Source organism: Kitasatospora sp. NPDC085464, from assembly GCF_044541955.1.
Classification (GTDB): Bacteria; Actinomycetota; Actinomycetes; order Streptomycetales; family Streptomycetaceae; genus Kitasatospora.
Genome location: NZ_JBITTM010000003.1, coordinates 1 through 13,575, shown reverse-complemented (window position 1 = coordinate 13,575; position 13,575 = coordinate 1). Strand labels below are relative to the sequence as shown.

Here is a 13,575-nt window from a genome sequence, read left to right as displayed (position 1 = left end):
CCCGGCCTGCCTGAATCGGATCAGGGAGCGGGATCAGGGAGCGGGAGCCCGCCCGACCTCGTGCTCGGCGCGGGCACGGGACGCGAGGCGATCGGCGAACTCGACGACGAGGTCGCGCAGTTCATCGGGGCGCTCGATGACGAACGGCCGGTCGAGTGCGGCGAGTGTCGGCGGCAGCCAGTCGAGCCGCTCCGCCCGCAGCTCGACGCGCAGCCAGCGCTCGGTTGCCGGGTCCTCGTCCGCCGCAGGCCCGTACTCCGCCAGGGTCGCGACGCTGGCGGGAAGACGGGCGCGGATCTGCTCGACCGTCCCGTGGATCCGCAAGGTCACCTCGTGCCGGTACTCGGCCGTGGCGAACCCCGACAACACCCGCTGTGCCGGATCGGGACCCGGCGGTGCTTCGAACGCGCCGGGCAGGGTCCGTGCGTCCGCGATGCGGTCGAGCCGGAGGGTCCGGTCCTCACCGATCCGGACGTCCGTGCCCGTGACGTACCACCGGCCCGCATGGTTGACGATCCCGTACGCGTGCAGCGTGCGCTCGCTGCGCCGTCCGTCGCGGTCGGTGTAACGGATCGACACCGGGCGGCGGTTGCTGACCGCATCGGCGAGGGTGAGCAGGACGTCGGCGTCCGGGGTGTCCGAATCGCCCGGCTGGTCCGTGAAGGCGAGGGAATCCAGGAGCGCGTCGAGCCGGCGGGCGGTGTGCCGGGGCAGCACCCGCCGGATCTTGGCCGATGCCGTCTCGTTCGCCGTGCGGTGCGTCGTCATCAGCCCGGCCCGGCGGCCGGCGACCAGGCCGAGCAGCACGGCCAGGGCCTCGTCGTCGCTGAGCATGAGCGGGGGCAGCCGGTAGCCGGGGGCGAGCCGGTACCCGCCGTACCGGCCGCGCACCGATTCCACGGGCACGTCCAGATCGATCAGCTGGTCCACGTACCGCCGCACGGTGCGCCCTTCGACGCCGAGCCGGTCGGCGAGTTCCGCGACCGTACGGGTGCCGCCCGACTGCAGCAGCTCCAGGAGTGTCAGCACGCGGCCGGTGGGTCGGGACATGCGCACAACATAGCGCGAATGCAGAGCTGAAAGAGGACCGATTCTGTCCACTATTTCTCCTAGCCTGCGACGTGCACGCCTCCAGTACAGCCAAGGAGATCCCCATGGAATTCGTCTCGATCCGCATCATCACCAGCGACGTAGCGCGCCTCGTGGAGTTCTACGAACGGGCCACCGGGACGCAGGCGACGTGGGCCACCGAGGACTTCGCCGAACTCAAGACCGCGGGCGCCACCCTCGCGATCGCCGGCACCCGCACCGTCCCGCTGTTCGCCCCGGGCTCCGCCCGCCCGGCGGACAACCACAGCGTGATCACCGAGTTCCTCGTCGACGACGTCGACCGCGTCCACCGGGACCTGACCGGCTTCGTCACCGACGTCGTCGCCGGGCCCACCACGATGCCCTGGGGCAACCGGTCGCTGCTGTTCCGCGACCCCGACGGCAACCTCGTCAACTTCTTCACCCCCGTCACCCCGGCGGCCAAGGAGAAGTTCGCACGCTGACGCCGCTTGTGCCCGCCGCACCCCGCGCCACCGCCGTGGTCACGGCCGCGTGGGAGGCCGGCGTCGGCACCCAGGGCGAGTGAGCGCCGCCTCGACCCGGTTCACCGACCGGGTACGAGCGGGCCGGGAACCGGTCGCGCCGTTGACCCGCCGGGATCGCCGACGCGGCCGGTCCGTGCTCCCCGTCACCCACCGGTTCCGGGGAAGTGATCGGATGTCCTACGAGGATGACGAGGACGAGTGTGAGTGGGTGTGTACGTGCCGGTGGCACGGGGTCATGATCAGCTGAAGGGAAGGACCACCAGCGGGGTTCGTGTCGGATGCGCCGATCCGCCGGCCGGTTCCACGGTCACTCCCACCCCGCGCGCCCCGTTTACGGGGCCGCTCAGCAGCAGTGCTCCGCTGGTGGCGGGCATCAGACCGGCGGGCCGCATCGTCCCGCTGTCGTCGAACCACAGCTCGTATGTGGTGCCCTCCGGCAGCGGCGGCATCCCGGACGCCAGGAATCCGGCCTCGCTTCGGCTGCTCGACCACACCACCGTCGCCACCCCGCCACCGCCGGGGATCCTGCTGCTCGTGGTGCGGGCGTCCGGGGCCGTGAGAAGACCGGTGATGTGGTCCTGTTGCTGCTGAAGCGCTGTTGCCCGGGCACGGGATTCATCCGCCTGCCGGTGCTGTTGCACCGCGAGCCCACCGGCGCCGACGGCCACCGCGAGGCAGGCCGCCAGGGCGAACCGGGGCCACGCCCTGCGCAGCCGCGCCCGGTGCCCGGCAACGGTCGGTTGCGCCGTGCGAGGAGGCTGTTGACGAACGGTCTCCAGGGCGGCCATCACGCGGTGCTTGAGTTCACCCGGGACCGGCACGGCCTCCGCCGCCCCGAGCCGGGCCAAGGTGGCCGTGAATTCGGCCACCTCCAGCGAGCAGGCCTGGCAGTGCTCCAGGTGCCGCTCGAAGTCCTCGCGTTCGTCGGGGTCGAGCGCGTGAGCGGCGTAGGCGCCGGTGAGCGTGTGCAGATCGGCGGTGCTCATGCGCCCACCCCCAGGCAGTCGCGCATCCGGATCAGCCCGTCGCGCATCCGTGTCTTGATGGTTCCCAGCGGAACACCGAGCAACTCCGCCACCTGCGGGTAGGTGAGGCCCCGGAAGTACGCCATGGTCAACGATTCGCGCTGCAGCTCGGTGAGGCCCTTGAGGCAGCGCCGCACCTGTTCGCGCTCCAGGCGCCCCTCGACCTGTTCGCAGACCTCGTCGAAGGCCGGCGTGTGCGACGCGGCGGCGATCCGCTTCTCCCGATCGCTGGCCGCCTGCGCGGCGCGTACCCGGTCGACTGCGCGGCGGTGGGCGATGGTCAGGGCCCAGGCCATCACCTCGCCCCGTTCGGGCTGGTACTGCGCGGCCTTGCGCCACACTTCCAGCAGCACCTCCTGGGCGACCTCCTCGGACTGCGCGGGGTCACGCAGCACACGCCGGACCAGCCCGAGTACCGGACCGGCAACGACGTCGTACACGCCGCTGAAGGCGTCGCGGTCGCCCTTGGCGACCCTGCCCAGTAGCTCCTTGAGATCGGGCCGGGGCCTGCCGGGGCCCGCGAGGTGCACGACCGCGCTCATCGGGACAGCTCCTCTTCCCGATGGCCGGGAAGCCGGGCGGGCAGCGGGACGAACGACATCAGGGGTCCTCCCAGGTCGGCGGGGCGCGGGCCCGGCCGAGGCGAACGAACGGTCGTGACACTTGTCGGTTCGAAGCCGGGTTCACGGCGGATTGGTCCGAAGCGCGACCTCACCGTCCACTGCGGCGCGGCTCCGATCCGGACGAGCACCGGGACTGCCCGGAGCGTCCCGTCCGCACCGGTGACGCCGGCCGCCGGGGCAGCCGCCGGGGCGGCCGACGCCCGGCCCCGCTTTCCGCAGGGGACTCGCTCGATCGGGTGACGAGGGAAACGCCGCCCATCCGGCGCCCCCGGTGCGCCGAACGGCCGATGTGACACGGAAGACTTCCACCTCCCGGCGCCCCGTGCGCGACCGGACGCTCCGGTCGGCCTCTGCCGCCGTGACCGGGCTCGCCGCTGCCGCGGCGGCGATCGGCGTCGGCGAGGCGGTCGCCGCCTTCACCGGTCCGGGCACCGCCCCCGTGTACGCCGTCGGCTCGGCGGCGATCGACCTGACGCCCACGCCCCTGAAGGAATACGCGATCAGGACGTTCGGCACCGACGACAAGCCGGTCCTGCTCGGCGGGATCCACCTGACCATGGCGCTTCTCGCGGTCCTCGCCGGACTCCTGGCCCTTCACCGGCCGGTCCTCGGGGCAGCGGTGCTCGTCCTGTTCGGCGGCGTCGGCGTCCGGGCCGCGCTCTCGCGGCCCGGTGCCACGCTCGTCGACGCGGCACCCGCGGTCGCCGCCGGGGTCGCCGGAGCCTGCACGCTGTTCCTCCTGGCCCGTCTCCTGCGCGCGGCCGCCGCACCCCGCACCGCCGACACCCGCACGGACGCTGCGGACCATCCGGGCTCGCCGGCCACGACGAGTCACGGGGGCGAACCCGCTCACCAGCCGACAGGAGTGACGGGCCGGCGCACCCTGCTGGTGGCCACCGGCGGAACCATCGCGTTCGCCGCGTCGACCGGATTCGGCGGCCGCGCACTCTCCGACAGCCGCAACGACATCGTCGCCGTGCGGGCAGCCGTGCGCCTCCCACCGCCTACCGCACCGCTCCCTCCGCTGCCGGCCGCCGTTCACCCCGCCGTCCCCGGGCTGTCCTCCTTCACCACGCCCAACAGCGACTTCTACCGCGTCGACACCGCACTCACCCTGCCCCGCATCGACCCCCGCCACTGGGCGCTGCGCATCCACGGAATGGTCGACCACCCCCTCCTGCTCACCTTCGACGACCTCCTGCACCTCCCGCTCGAAGAGCTCGACCACACCCTGTCGTGCGTCTCGAACGAGGTCGGCGGCCACTACGTCGGCACCACCCGCTGGCTCGGCGCCTCGCTACCCGCCCTGCTGCGCCGCGCCGGAGTCAAACCCGGGGCGGACCAGCTGGTCGGCCGCTCCCAGGACGGCATGACGATCGGAACCCCGCTGGAGTCGGTCCTCGACGGCCGCCGGGCCCTTCTCGCGGTCGCGATGAACGGCGAGGTCCTGCCGGTCGCGCACGGGTTCCCGTGCCGCACCGTCGTGCCCGGCTTCTACGGCTACACCTCCGCCACGAAGTGGCTGGTCGACCTGAACGTCACGACCTTCGCCGCCTACGAACCGTACTGGGTGCGCCGCGGCTGGGACCGCCGCGGCGAGGTCCGCACCGCCTCCCGGATCGAGGTCCCAGCCCCGTTCGCCCGGGTCCCCGCCGGCGACGTGACCGTGGCGGGCACGGCCTGGGCCACCCACCGCGGGATCGCCGCCGTCGAGCTGCGCGTCGACGGCGGGCCCTGGCAGACGGCGCAGCCGGCCGCCGACGCCGGGCCCGACCTGTGGCGCCAGTGGACCCATACCTGGAGCGGCGCGACTCCCGGCACCCACCGCATCGAGGTCCGCGCCGCCGACGCGTCCGGCGCCGTCCAGACCGAGCAACGCGCCGCCCCCTACCCGGCCGGCGCGACCGGCTGGCACAGCACCGTCGTGACCGTCACCTGACCTGCGCCGTCCCGAGGGCCGCCGCACCGAGCGGCCCCCCGAAGTTCCGGGCCGGACGCGCTCCCGCCCGGATGACCACAGCCCCATTTCGCCCACCATGCCTTCGAGGAGACACCCCATGTCGCTGACCCGCATCCGCCGCTCGTCCACGGCCGCCGTCCTGACGGTCGGGGCACTGGCCCTGAGCCTGAGCGCCTGCAGCAGCGCCGGCAGCCGTACGGTGGCTGACGAGGCCTCCGCGTCCGCCATCGGCTCGCAGGCCGCAGCCGCCGCCGCAGGGGCAGCCGCGACCGCAGCTGCGACCGCTCCCGCTCCCGCTCCCACCGAGCAGACGGCGGGCGGGCCGTTCGGCGCGGCGTGTGCTGCGGTGCCGAAGGACGGTGCGGGTTCGTTCGCCGGCATGGCCCAGGATCCGGTGGCGACCGCGGCGTCGAACAATCCGCTGCTGTCGACGCTGGTGAACGCGGTCAAGCAGGCCGGCCTGGTCGACACGCTCAACTCCGCGCAGAACATCACCGTCTTCGCGCCGACCGACGACGCCTTCGCCAAGCTCCCGAAGGCGACTCTGGACGCGGTCCTCGCCGACAAGGACAAGCTCACCAAGATCCTCACCTACCACGTGACCCCGAACCGTCTCGCGCCGTCCGCCCTCCCGGGCAGCCACAGGACCCTGCAGGGCGGCGACCTCATGGTCTCCGGCTCGGGTGAGGACTTCACGGTGAACGGCAATGCCAAGGTCCTGTGCGGCAACGTCCGGACCGCCAACGCCACCGTCTACGTCGTCGACACCGTTCTCATGCCCGCCTCCTGACACGAACGCACCCCGGCCGCCGCTCGCCCGGGAGCGGCGGCCGGGCCGCACCCGCTCCTCTCCACTCCACACGCGGGTCCCGGCAGGTCGGGTCCAGTGCCCACCAAACCGGCGGCCGGCCAGGACGCCCACCCCGTCCAGGACGCGGGCCGCGCCCTGGAGGAGCCGGCCTCATTCGCTCCCGGGCTGCCGGTTGTCCTGATCGGCCATTCCATGGGAGGCCGCGCCGCGATCGCCGCGGCGGGCCGTCCGCAGGTGCGGGGCGTGGTGGCGTTGGCGCCCTGGTGCCCGCCCGGCGATCCCGTCGACCAGCTGGCCGGACGGAGTCTGGTGGTTCTTCACGACAGGCGCGACCGCGTGACCTCGGCCGTCGAGTCGTTCGCGTCGGCGCGCCGAGCGGCGGCGGCCGGGGCACGTGTGGAGCTGGTCCCGATGCCGCGCGGGCGGCACGCCATGCTGCGGAACGCGTCGATGTGGCACCGGCTCACGGTCGAGGCGGTCGCGTCGGTACTGACCGGAGTGCCCCTGCTGCCCGCCGCGAGCAGCAGGGGATGACGGGGTCGCCACCACCGACGCCGCTCCCTTGCCGGGCCTCCCCCGAACACCGGCGAGCGCTGAACGCGGAAACCTCGAACGTCACTTCGGGCGCATGCGACAGCAGCACCAGGGTGCCGTCGTGATCTCCACCGACCCCGCTTCCGGCCCCGGCCGGCTCAGCTGCCGCATCCGCTTCGCACACATGGCGAGTGGCGGCAACGTCCTGCTGCATCCGGTCGGTGTCCCTGATCCAGGCCGACGACCACGCGACCGCCTTGCAGATGGCGCCGGCCCGAGGGCCGGGAGGAGAAGGTCCGTGCCCGCCCGATGCGGAGACCCTGGCGACCCGGCTACGGCGCAGTCCGGCTGCCCGGGGGAGTGCCGGCCCGGGAACCCGTGCCGCGACTGCCGTCAGCGGGCCCCCGAGCCGCCCTGGCGCAGCGCGTCCAGCGTGGTGCCGCGCTTGCGCCGCACCAGTGCGCGCAGGGTGCCGACGTTGCGGTAGCCGACCCTGGTGGCGATCGCCTCGGCGCTCAGTGCGGTGGTGCGCAGCAGGAACGTCGCCTCGTCGAGGCGGACCTCCTGGACGAAGTCCAGCGGTGTCATGCCGAGTACGGCCTGGGCGGTGCGCTGCAGGGTGCGTTCGCTGACGCCCAGCTCCCGGGCGGCGACGGCGAGCGGCGGGGGGTCGGCCAGTCGGGCGCGCACCCAGCGCTCGAAGGCGGTCATCATCGGGTCGGCCTGGGCCAGCAGCGTCGGCACGGCGAAGGCGGTTGCGTCCGGCCGAACCGGGCCCATTACACAGGGCCCGTCACGACACGAGGGAGCCCCCCGATGACGCTCAAGCTGGGTGTACTGGCCCTGCTCACCGCCAAGCCCGGCAAGGAGGCCGACGTGGCCGCCCTGCTGGACACCGCGCGGGACATCGCCGCCGAGGAGGGCCGGACCCAGGTCTGGTACGCCTTCCAGGTCGACAGCTCCACCTTCGGCATCTTCGACGCCTTCGCCGACGACGCCGGCCGCCAGGCCCACCTGACCGGCCGCATCCCCGCCGCCCTCGCCCAGGTCGGTCCGGACCTCCTCGCCGCCGACCCCGACATCCGCCTGATCGACATCCTCGCGGTCAAGTAGCCCTTCCCCGGCCGCCGTCCCACCCGCCCGGCACCGGCGCCGTCCCGGGGATCCCGGATTCCGGGACGGCGCCGCCCGTGGTTCGCGACCGTCGGCAGCTCGGCCCCCCTGATGGTCCTGCCAAGGCACCGGCAGGAGGTGGCTGACCCCGCGACGCGGCGAGGACCCTCCGCGACCCGCGAGGGTGCTGCGGCTGCTCGCGTCCAACCCGTCGCGTGGGCACCGGGTGGGCACGCTGTGTCCGCAGGTACGACGAGCGGACGGGCGTGACCACGGGGAGCATCATCGCGGCCGTCATCCGCCACCACAGGGCCATGGATCCGAACAGGTCGCGCCCCATCGTGCCCGGCCCGGGCGCCGTGCCTGACGAGCACCGATCTGCACGCGGTGGTTCCGGCGAGTGCTCGCAAGGGAGTCGGGACCGCGGTGGGGGCGGGCTCGTCACGTGTGGAAGCGGACGCGGATCACGAGGGCATCCTCGGCGAGTTCGTCGAGATAGCGGTCGGCGAAGTCGAAGTACCGCGCACCGACGAGGACTTCGGGGTCGGACGACGAGCCGGTGCCGTCGATCCACTCGCCGTCCAGGGTCAGCAGCACGCCGGGCGTCACCGCGCGGGCGACCGTGCGGCGGACGAACTGCTCACGGGTGTGGGCGTAGTGGCCGACCGGATCGGACATGCCGGTCCACCGGCGGGCTCGCTCGTCGCTCGCCCACAGGGCGACCGCGGCTCGGACGACCGGCTGCTCGCGGTACGCGGCCCAGGCCGTCGCACCGTCGCAGGCCCGCTCGTTCATGGCACTCAGGGTCAGCGCGGCCTCGAAGCCGGAACTGAAGGCGACCCAGCGGTCCCAGTCGGCGCCGGCCTGTTCCGCCACGGGCGCGCGGTCGACATCCAGGTCGAGCAGGCCGCGCGGCCCGCCGTCGCAGCGCCCGGCCGGCTGCGGCGGGCGGGGTCGGCCGTCGAGCTCGAACGGGTTGCGGATCAGCCGCGGATCGGCCTCGTGTCCGGCGCGGACCGCGAAGCCGTCCGCTCGGTACCCGCCGTAGATGTGCCACCACTGCCATTCGCCCTGCCAGGCGCCGCCCGGCGGGATCTCGGCGTCGTTCCAGAACGGCGCCATCGCGGCGGCGAGTGCCTCCATGACGTCGGCGGGGTCGGTCGGGGGCAGGCAGACGGTGATGATCTCTCGGGACATGGACCAGCCTTCGTGCGCGGGTTGCCCACCGTAGCCAAGCCCGTGGGTCCGTGAAAGGCGTTTTCGGGCTGCCCGGCGGGCGGGAACGCCTGCCCCAAAGCCCTGTCCGTCCGGTGTGGACCGGCCAACCCGGCCCCGGCTGTCGATCGGCTGATCGACGAGGCCTACCGACTCAGTCCCACCACAGCACGACGAGCAGGCCCCTCCGGGCTGCCTCCGCGTAGAAGTCGCACAGCGCACCGAAGTGGCCCAGCAGGTACTCCGTCGGATCGCCGACGAACCCGTAGCCGAGCGTGGACCCCGCGCCGCGGTCCAGGACCGACCGGAGGATCGCCTGCATGTCGATCCCTCCGAGCAGCGCCGCCACCTCGGCAACTGCCTCCGGAACGAGGGCAGTCGGAGCGGAGTTGCTGAAGAAGGCGATGGCGTGCGGGCCCGCATTGAGGAAGCCCAGATCGATGCCGTTGTCGCCGTCGGTCGCGCGCTTGAGCGCCCCCAGGCGGACGGCGTCGAGCCCCGTCAGCTCGCAGGCACGCTCCAGCATGGAGGGCGCCCAGTCCAGATCCAGACAGTCCACGGACGGCGGGTCCCAGTGATGGTTTCCGTCGGGCGATTCCGCGGCTGACCGGCGGCAGGCGGCGAGGCTCCGCCGTGACTCGGGCAAGTTGCTGGGTGACGGCCATGACGGCAGTATCCCGACACTGTCCACCGGGTTTGCCGCCACTTCCTCGGGGGTCTGTCGGCCAGGAAGCGTGGCATCTCCCATGCAGCTATCGGCGCCTGGTGACCACGGCCGTTGTCGCCGGCACCTGGCATGATCCTGGGCCCGGAGGTGTCGTCATGCGCAAGGACGTCGGGAGATTCGCCGAGCTGGCCGGCGTGAGCTGTGATCCAAGCGAGCCGGTGTTGCCGTGGGCCCGTTCACGAGAAGAGGTGGGGTTCGAATTCCCGGCCGACTACCGAGAGTTCATTGACACGTTCGGCCCAGGCGAGCTGCGAGGCTACCTCCACGTCGGTGCTCCGTGGAGGTTCTACGGATCGCCCCAGGCTGGGGCGGCTTTCCGCCAGTTCCTGCGTTCAACGACGGATGATCTGGGACCTGTCTTTCGGGGAATGGGGCAGGACGATCCGGCGCTCTGCCCGTATCCGTTCCTACCCGAGCCGGGCGGGCTGCTCTGCTGGGGCGCAACGGTGCAGGGAGACCACTTCTTCTGGCTGACCAGTGACCCGGATCCCATGGAATGGCCCGTCGTCGTCTGGTTCCGCGGCCAGTTCCCGAAAACGCCGTGGCGGAAGTACGAGATGCGCTTCGTCGCCTTCCTCCTCCATGCACTTTCCGGCGCAGACAGGGACCTTCACGACCTCCTCGACTGGCCGGCGGAACCGATCTGGCGGCGTACCTCCGAGGAGGATCACCGAGAGTAGGGGGCCACAGGACGTGGACCAGAGCCTGATACCTGGAATCTGTCGGTGAGTTCGGGCAACGGTCGTCGCCCTGCGCGGCAGGAAACGTCGCCGAGAATTGGCAGCACCGTTGTGTCGTGCCGGCGGCCCTGCAACAACAAGGCCGCCCGCCGCCCCGGACGGTAGGCGGCCTCGTCCTCCCCTCGCAGCGTGGATCGAAAACCCCGTGCCCTCGTGCGTCGGGCCGAGCAGAATCGCGGTATGACGGACATGCGGGCGTTCCGGGATGCGATCACCGGCTGGGCGGCGGGAGGGCCGGGTGGGCCCGCGGGCGAGCTGGCCGGGCGACTGCGGGTGAGGACGGCGGTGCTGTTGGAGGGGCCGAGTGATGTCGCGGCCGTCGAGGTGCTGGCCGCGCGCCACGGCCGAGACCCGGAGTCCCGGGGTGTGTGCGTCGTTGCGATGGGCGGGGCGATGAACGTCGGCCGGTTCGCCGGCCTGCTCGGGCCGACGGGGCTGGGCCTGCGCCTCGTCGGTCTGTGCGACGAGGGCGAACAGGGCTTCTACCAACGCGGCTTCGAACGGGCCGGCGAGCCGCTGGACGGCATCTTCGTCTGTGCGGCGGACCTGGAGGACGAACTCATCCGGGCGCTGGGCGTGCCACGGGTCGAGGAGATCGTCCGGGCCGAGGGCGACCTCCCGGCCTGGCGCATCTTCGTCCGCCAGCCTGCCCAGCAGGACCGCCCGCCGCACCGGCAGATGCGCCGCTTCCTGGGCACGAAGAAGGGCCGCAAGATCCGCTATGGCCGCCTCCTGACCGAGGCCCTCGACCCGGACCGCGTCCCCGCCCCCCTCCAGGCGCTGCTCCGACATCTTTGACGGCAGTGGATCGCCAGGGGGCGGGGGCCCCGGCCGGGGAAGGGGCCGGGGCCCTCGCGGGTGGTGGGTCCGTCGGTTGAGCTTTAGTGGTCCGATCAGGGGTTCACGGTCACGATGATGCTTTCGGGGCTGCCGCTGTTGTCCTGGTACACCGAGTCGCCGCTGTAGACGGCGGTGACGGTGTGGGGGCCGGCGGTGCGGAAGGCGGTGACCAGGCCGGCGGCGGCGCAGTTGCCGAGGGAGAGGACCAGGCGTGAGGTGCCCAGGGTCGTGCCGGTGGTGGTGTCGGTGAAGGTGACGGTGCCGGTGGGCCGGGTGGTAGATCCGCCGCCGGGGCAGATCAGGTCGCTGAGTACGACCGGCACGCCGGTGCGGGTGCGCTGGGGCATCGCGCTCAGGAAGGTGGTGACCGGCTTGCCCACGACGTAGGTGATGATCACCTGGCCGTTGTGGTTAGCCGTTCCGACGGTGGAGGTGTTGAAGCTGGTACCGGTACCGGACGGGGCGGTGAAGCTGCTGCCCCCGCCGCCTGCGCCGCCACTGCCCGTGGTGCCCTGGTTGTTGACGGTGGCGCTTCCGCCGCCCCCGCCGGCGAAGTACCCGCCGCCCCCGCCGCCGCCGGCACCGATGATGGTGAGGGCGCAGCCGCCGCCGATGCTGCCGCCGGTGCCACCGGTGCCGACCGTGGCGCCGGTGAACCCGCCGCCGGGCCCGCCCGCCGTGGCCGAACAGAGCGGAGCGGTTCCGGCGGCCCCGCCGGCGCCACCGGTGCTCGTGCCGGTGCTGCCACCGCCGCCGCCCTTCCCCGCCGAGGCCCCGGGGCCGGTGGCGGTTCCGTCGGTCCCGGCGGTGGCGTCCGGCGTCCCGCCGTTGCCCCCGTTGCCCCCGGCCGAGCTTCCTCCGGTGCCGCCGGCGGCACCGCCGCCCCCGGCGACCGCCAGCAGGGAGCCGCCTGCGCTGACGCTGGAGGCTCCGCCCCCGCCCGGGCCCTCGTACTTGAAACCGGCGGCCGGGAAGGTGCCGCCGGGGCCGCCGCCGTTGAACCCGCCGGCGCCGCCCACTCCGGTGCCGTTGCAGCCCTTGCCGCCGGCGCCGCCGACGTCGATGGTGAGCGTCGTCGGGGCGGTCGTCTGGGGGAGGGTGGTGACCACCCGTGCCCCCGTCCCGCCCGTTCCCGTGGCGGTGCAGGCGGTGCCGGTGTTGTCGCCACCGCCGGCACCGTCGGCGGTGATCGTGATCACCGCGTTCGCCGGGACGGCGAGGGTCTGCGCGGCGCCGGTGTAGGTGAAGGTGTACGTCGGGTCGGCCCCTCGGGTCCGCACCGGAGAGGCGGCACCCGCGGCCCCCGAGGTACCCGCCGGTGCGGCGGTCGCGGGTACCAGGCCCGTCCCGGACAGAGCCAGGCACAGGCCCGCCACCGCCCCTGCCCGCCGCCACTGCTCACGAGCGCGGGCACCTGCGCGGGCTCGGCTTCGTCCGGCTGTCACGCGGTCGGCCGGTTGTCCTGGGGTGTGGTCTGTGATCACCGATGTCTCCTGACGTGCTGGCTCGGGGTGGGACCGTCGGCGGCCGCGGGACAGCGTGGCGAGCCGCAGCAGACCGGTCACTCATCGTTATGAAATATGTACGCCAGGTGGCGAAGTGTCGCGCTCCGCAACACCGGATCGCGTGTCCTGCCGACGGGTCGTCACACCGACGGGGACGCTCCGGCCCGACGTCGGAGCACCACGGCCGGCGACTCGGCGGAGTGGCCGTGATCGCCGCCACGGCGGACACCACGGCGACACTCGACCGGGTGTCCATCCGGCGGACGTCGGGTGCGCCGGTCCAGACCTTCGAGTGCTGCGGCTTCACCGCGACCGTGACCACACGCCGGTAGCGTTGCCGGGAGGTCGGCGCGGACTGTCCGAGGTGTGCGTCCGGCTGGTGATCGGGCGAGGCCGGACGAGGCCGAGTCCTGGCCGGGCGAGGCCGGGCGAGGCCGAGTCCTGGCCGGGATGCGGTGATCACGCCCGTCGGCGGGATCATCGCATCCATCGCCGGCTGTGTCTCAAGCGGCGGAGGTACCTCCGTCGAGGAGTCGCAACGCAGTCCGTGCCGCCTCGCCGCCGTCCGTTCGTGCCAGTTCCTCCAACGCCCGGCGATGTGCCCGCCCGCGCACCTCTTGCAGTTCGCGGGTGAGATCACCAGGGCATCCGCTCCGCGTCTGTCGGGGATACGGACCGTCAGGGCCGGGGTCGCAACCTACTGGCCCGACCCCGGCCCTTCCTTGCGGGCACCCCAGGCGCGGCATGGGCGGGGTGTCGTGTCCTGCCGGGTCCCTGGCCGCTCCAGATTTTGCGTGCGCTGAGCACGCTTTTCCGCTACAGTCATAAGCGTGCTTCAGGCACGCATCTTCGCTCGATCCGCAGCGGGACGCCCCCGCACCCAACCG

General features: G+C 72.9%; 14 protein-coding genes and 1 pseudogene. 8 read left to right on the top strand and 7 right to left on the bottom strand.

Annotation, left to right across the window (positions count from 1 at the left end):
- Nucleotides 1-33 precede the first annotated feature (33 nt).
- Entirely contained in the window at nt 34-1,050 is a 1,017-nt protein-coding gene (locus ACIGG8_RS03235; protein ID WP_396545274.1) for a helix-turn-helix transcriptional regulator, read from the bottom strand.
- Nucleotides 1,051-1,154: 104 nt separating this feature from the next.
- Between ACIGG8_RS03235 and ACIGG8_RS03230 the strand changes: the two genes are divergently transcribed.
- Nucleotides 1,155-1,553 carry a VOC family protein gene (locus ACIGG8_RS03230; RefSeq protein ID WP_396545272.1) on the top strand — a complete coding sequence of 133 codons (399 nt, stop codon included), beginning with the start codon at nt 1,155-1,157 and terminating at the stop codon, nt 1,551-1,553.
- 281 nt (nt 1,554-1,834) lie between these two features.
- Here the strand turns inward: ACIGG8_RS03230 and ACIGG8_RS03225 are convergent, their stop codons facing one another.
- On the bottom strand, nt 1,835-2,581 hold the full coding sequence (locus tag ACIGG8_RS03225) for an anti-sigma factor domain-containing protein (protein ID WP_396545270.1): 747 nt from the start codon (nt 2,579-2,581) through the stop codon (nt 1,835-1,837).
- Nucleotides 2,578-3,162, bottom strand: a complete 585-nt coding sequence (locus ACIGG8_RS03220) for a sigma-70 family RNA polymerase sigma factor (RefSeq protein ID WP_396545268.1) — start codon at nt 3,160-3,162, stop codon at nt 2,578-2,580. Before ACIGG8_RS03220 ends, ACIGG8_RS03225 begins: the two co-directional genes overlap by 4 nt.
- Nucleotides 3,163-3,601: 439 nt before the next feature.
- On the opposite strand from ACIGG8_RS03220, the gene ACIGG8_RS03215 reads away from it, so the two are divergent.
- The 3 genes and pseudogenes from ACIGG8_RS03215 to ACIGG8_RS03205 form a co-directional block, all read left to right on the top strand.
- Complete coding sequence (locus ACIGG8_RS03215) at nt 3,602-5,182, top strand: molybdopterin-dependent oxidoreductase (RefSeq protein ID WP_396545266.1); 1,581 nt, start codon at nt 3,602-3,604, stop codon at nt 5,180-5,182.
- A gap of 118 nt (nt 5,183-5,300) precedes the next feature.
- Complete coding sequence (locus ACIGG8_RS03210; RefSeq protein WP_396545264.1) at nt 5,301-5,993, top strand: fasciclin domain-containing protein; 693 nt, start codon at nt 5,301-5,303, stop codon at nt 5,991-5,993.
- 81 nt (nt 5,994-6,074) lie between these two features.
- Nucleotides 6,075-6,548, top strand: a pseudogene (locus tag ACIGG8_RS03205) (alpha/beta fold hydrolase); the annotation flags it as partial.
- 393 nt (nt 6,549-6,941) lie between these two features.
- Here the strand turns inward: ACIGG8_RS03205 and ACIGG8_RS03200 are convergent.
- A complete protein-coding gene (locus ACIGG8_RS03200) occupies nt 6,942-7,292 on the bottom strand; it encodes a helix-turn-helix domain-containing protein (RefSeq protein ID WP_396545262.1) in 351 nt (116 codons plus the stop codon).
- A gap of 72 nt (nt 7,293-7,364) precedes the next feature.
- Between ACIGG8_RS03200 and ACIGG8_RS03195 the strand changes: the two genes are divergently transcribed.
- Nucleotides 7,365-7,661: a putative quinol monooxygenase gene (locus ACIGG8_RS03195; protein WP_396545260.1), complete on the top strand. Its 297-nt coding sequence runs from the start codon at nt 7,365-7,367 to the stop codon at nt 7,659-7,661.
- A 441-nt stretch (nt 7,662-8,102) separates the two neighbouring features.
- Here ACIGG8_RS03195 and ACIGG8_RS03190 read toward each other — a convergent pair whose 3' ends face one another.
- Both ACIGG8_RS03190 and ACIGG8_RS03185 read right to left on the bottom strand, forming a co-directional pair.
- Nucleotides 8,103-8,858 (bottom strand): hypothetical protein, encoded by a 756-nt coding sequence (locus ACIGG8_RS03190; protein WP_396545258.1) that lies wholly within the window; start codon nt 8,856-8,858, stop codon nt 8,103-8,105.
- A gap of 172 nt (nt 8,859-9,030) precedes the next feature.
- Nucleotides 9,031-9,435, bottom strand: coding sequence for a DUF1877 domain-containing protein (locus tag ACIGG8_RS03185; protein ID WP_396545256.1), 405 nt, complete (start codon nt 9,433-9,435; stop codon nt 9,031-9,033).
- A 263-nt stretch (nt 9,436-9,698) separates the two neighbouring features.
- Here ACIGG8_RS03185 and ACIGG8_RS03180 point away from each other — a divergent pair, with 263 nt between their 5' ends.
- Nucleotides 9,699-10,283 (top strand): hypothetical protein, encoded by a 585-nt coding sequence (locus tag ACIGG8_RS03180; RefSeq protein WP_396545254.1) that lies wholly within the window; start codon nt 9,699-9,701, stop codon nt 10,281-10,283.
- 240 nt (nt 10,284-10,523) lie between these two features.
- Complete coding sequence (locus ACIGG8_RS03175) at nt 10,524-11,141, top strand: TOPRIM nucleotidyl transferase/hydrolase domain-containing protein (RefSeq protein ID WP_396545252.1); 618 nt, start codon at nt 10,524-10,526, stop codon at nt 11,139-11,141.
- 95 nt (nt 11,142-11,236) lie between these two features.
- Here the strand turns inward: ACIGG8_RS03175 and ACIGG8_RS03170 are convergent, their stop codons facing one another.
- Nucleotides 11,237-12,463 carry an Ig-like domain repeat protein gene (locus ACIGG8_RS03170; protein WP_396545250.1) on the bottom strand — a complete coding sequence of 409 codons (1,227 nt, stop codon included), beginning with the start codon at nt 12,461-12,463 and terminating at the stop codon, nt 11,237-11,239.
- A 431-nt stretch (nt 12,464-12,894) separates the two neighbouring features.
- On the opposite strand from ACIGG8_RS03170, the gene ACIGG8_RS03165 reads away from it, so the two are divergent.
- Nucleotides 12,895-13,020 carry a hypothetical protein gene (locus ACIGG8_RS03165; RefSeq protein WP_396545248.1) on the top strand — a complete coding sequence of 42 codons (126 nt, stop codon included), beginning with the start codon at nt 12,895-12,897 and terminating at the stop codon, nt 13,018-13,020.
- Nucleotides 13,021-13,575 lie beyond the last annotated feature (555 nt).

Coding starts and splice junctions, on each gene's coding strand:
- ACIGG8_RS03225 (WP_396545270.1), bottom strand. CDS start 2,581: ATGAGCACCGCCGATCTGCACACGCTCACCGGCGCCTACGCCGCTCAC.
- ACIGG8_RS03220 (WP_396545268.1), bottom strand. CDS start 3,162: ATGAGCGCGGTCGTGCACCTCGCGGGCCCCGGCAGGCCCCGGCCCGAT.
- ACIGG8_RS03235 (WP_396545274.1), bottom strand. CDS start 1,050: ATGTCCCGACCCACCGGCCGCGTGCTGACACTCCTGGAGCTGCTGCAG.
- ACIGG8_RS03195 (WP_396545260.1), top strand. CDS start 7,365: ATGACGCTCAAGCTGGGTGTACTGGCCCTGCTCACCGCCAAGCCCGGC.
- ACIGG8_RS03175 (WP_396545252.1), top strand. CDS start 10,524: ATGACGGACATGCGGGCGTTCCGGGATGCGATCACCGGCTGGGCGGCG.
- ACIGG8_RS03230 (WP_396545272.1), top strand. CDS start 1,155: ATGGAATTCGTCTCGATCCGCATCATCACCAGCGACGTAGCGCGCCTC.
- ACIGG8_RS03190 (WP_396545258.1), bottom strand. CDS start 8,858: ATGTCCCGAGAGATCATCACCGTCTGCCTGCCCCCGACCGACCCCGCC.
- ACIGG8_RS03180 (WP_396545254.1), top strand. CDS start 9,699: ATGCGCAAGGACGTCGGGAGATTCGCCGAGCTGGCCGGCGTGAGCTGT.
- ACIGG8_RS03210 (WP_396545264.1), top strand. CDS start 5,301: ATGTCGCTGACCCGCATCCGCCGCTCGTCCACGGCCGCCGTCCTGACG.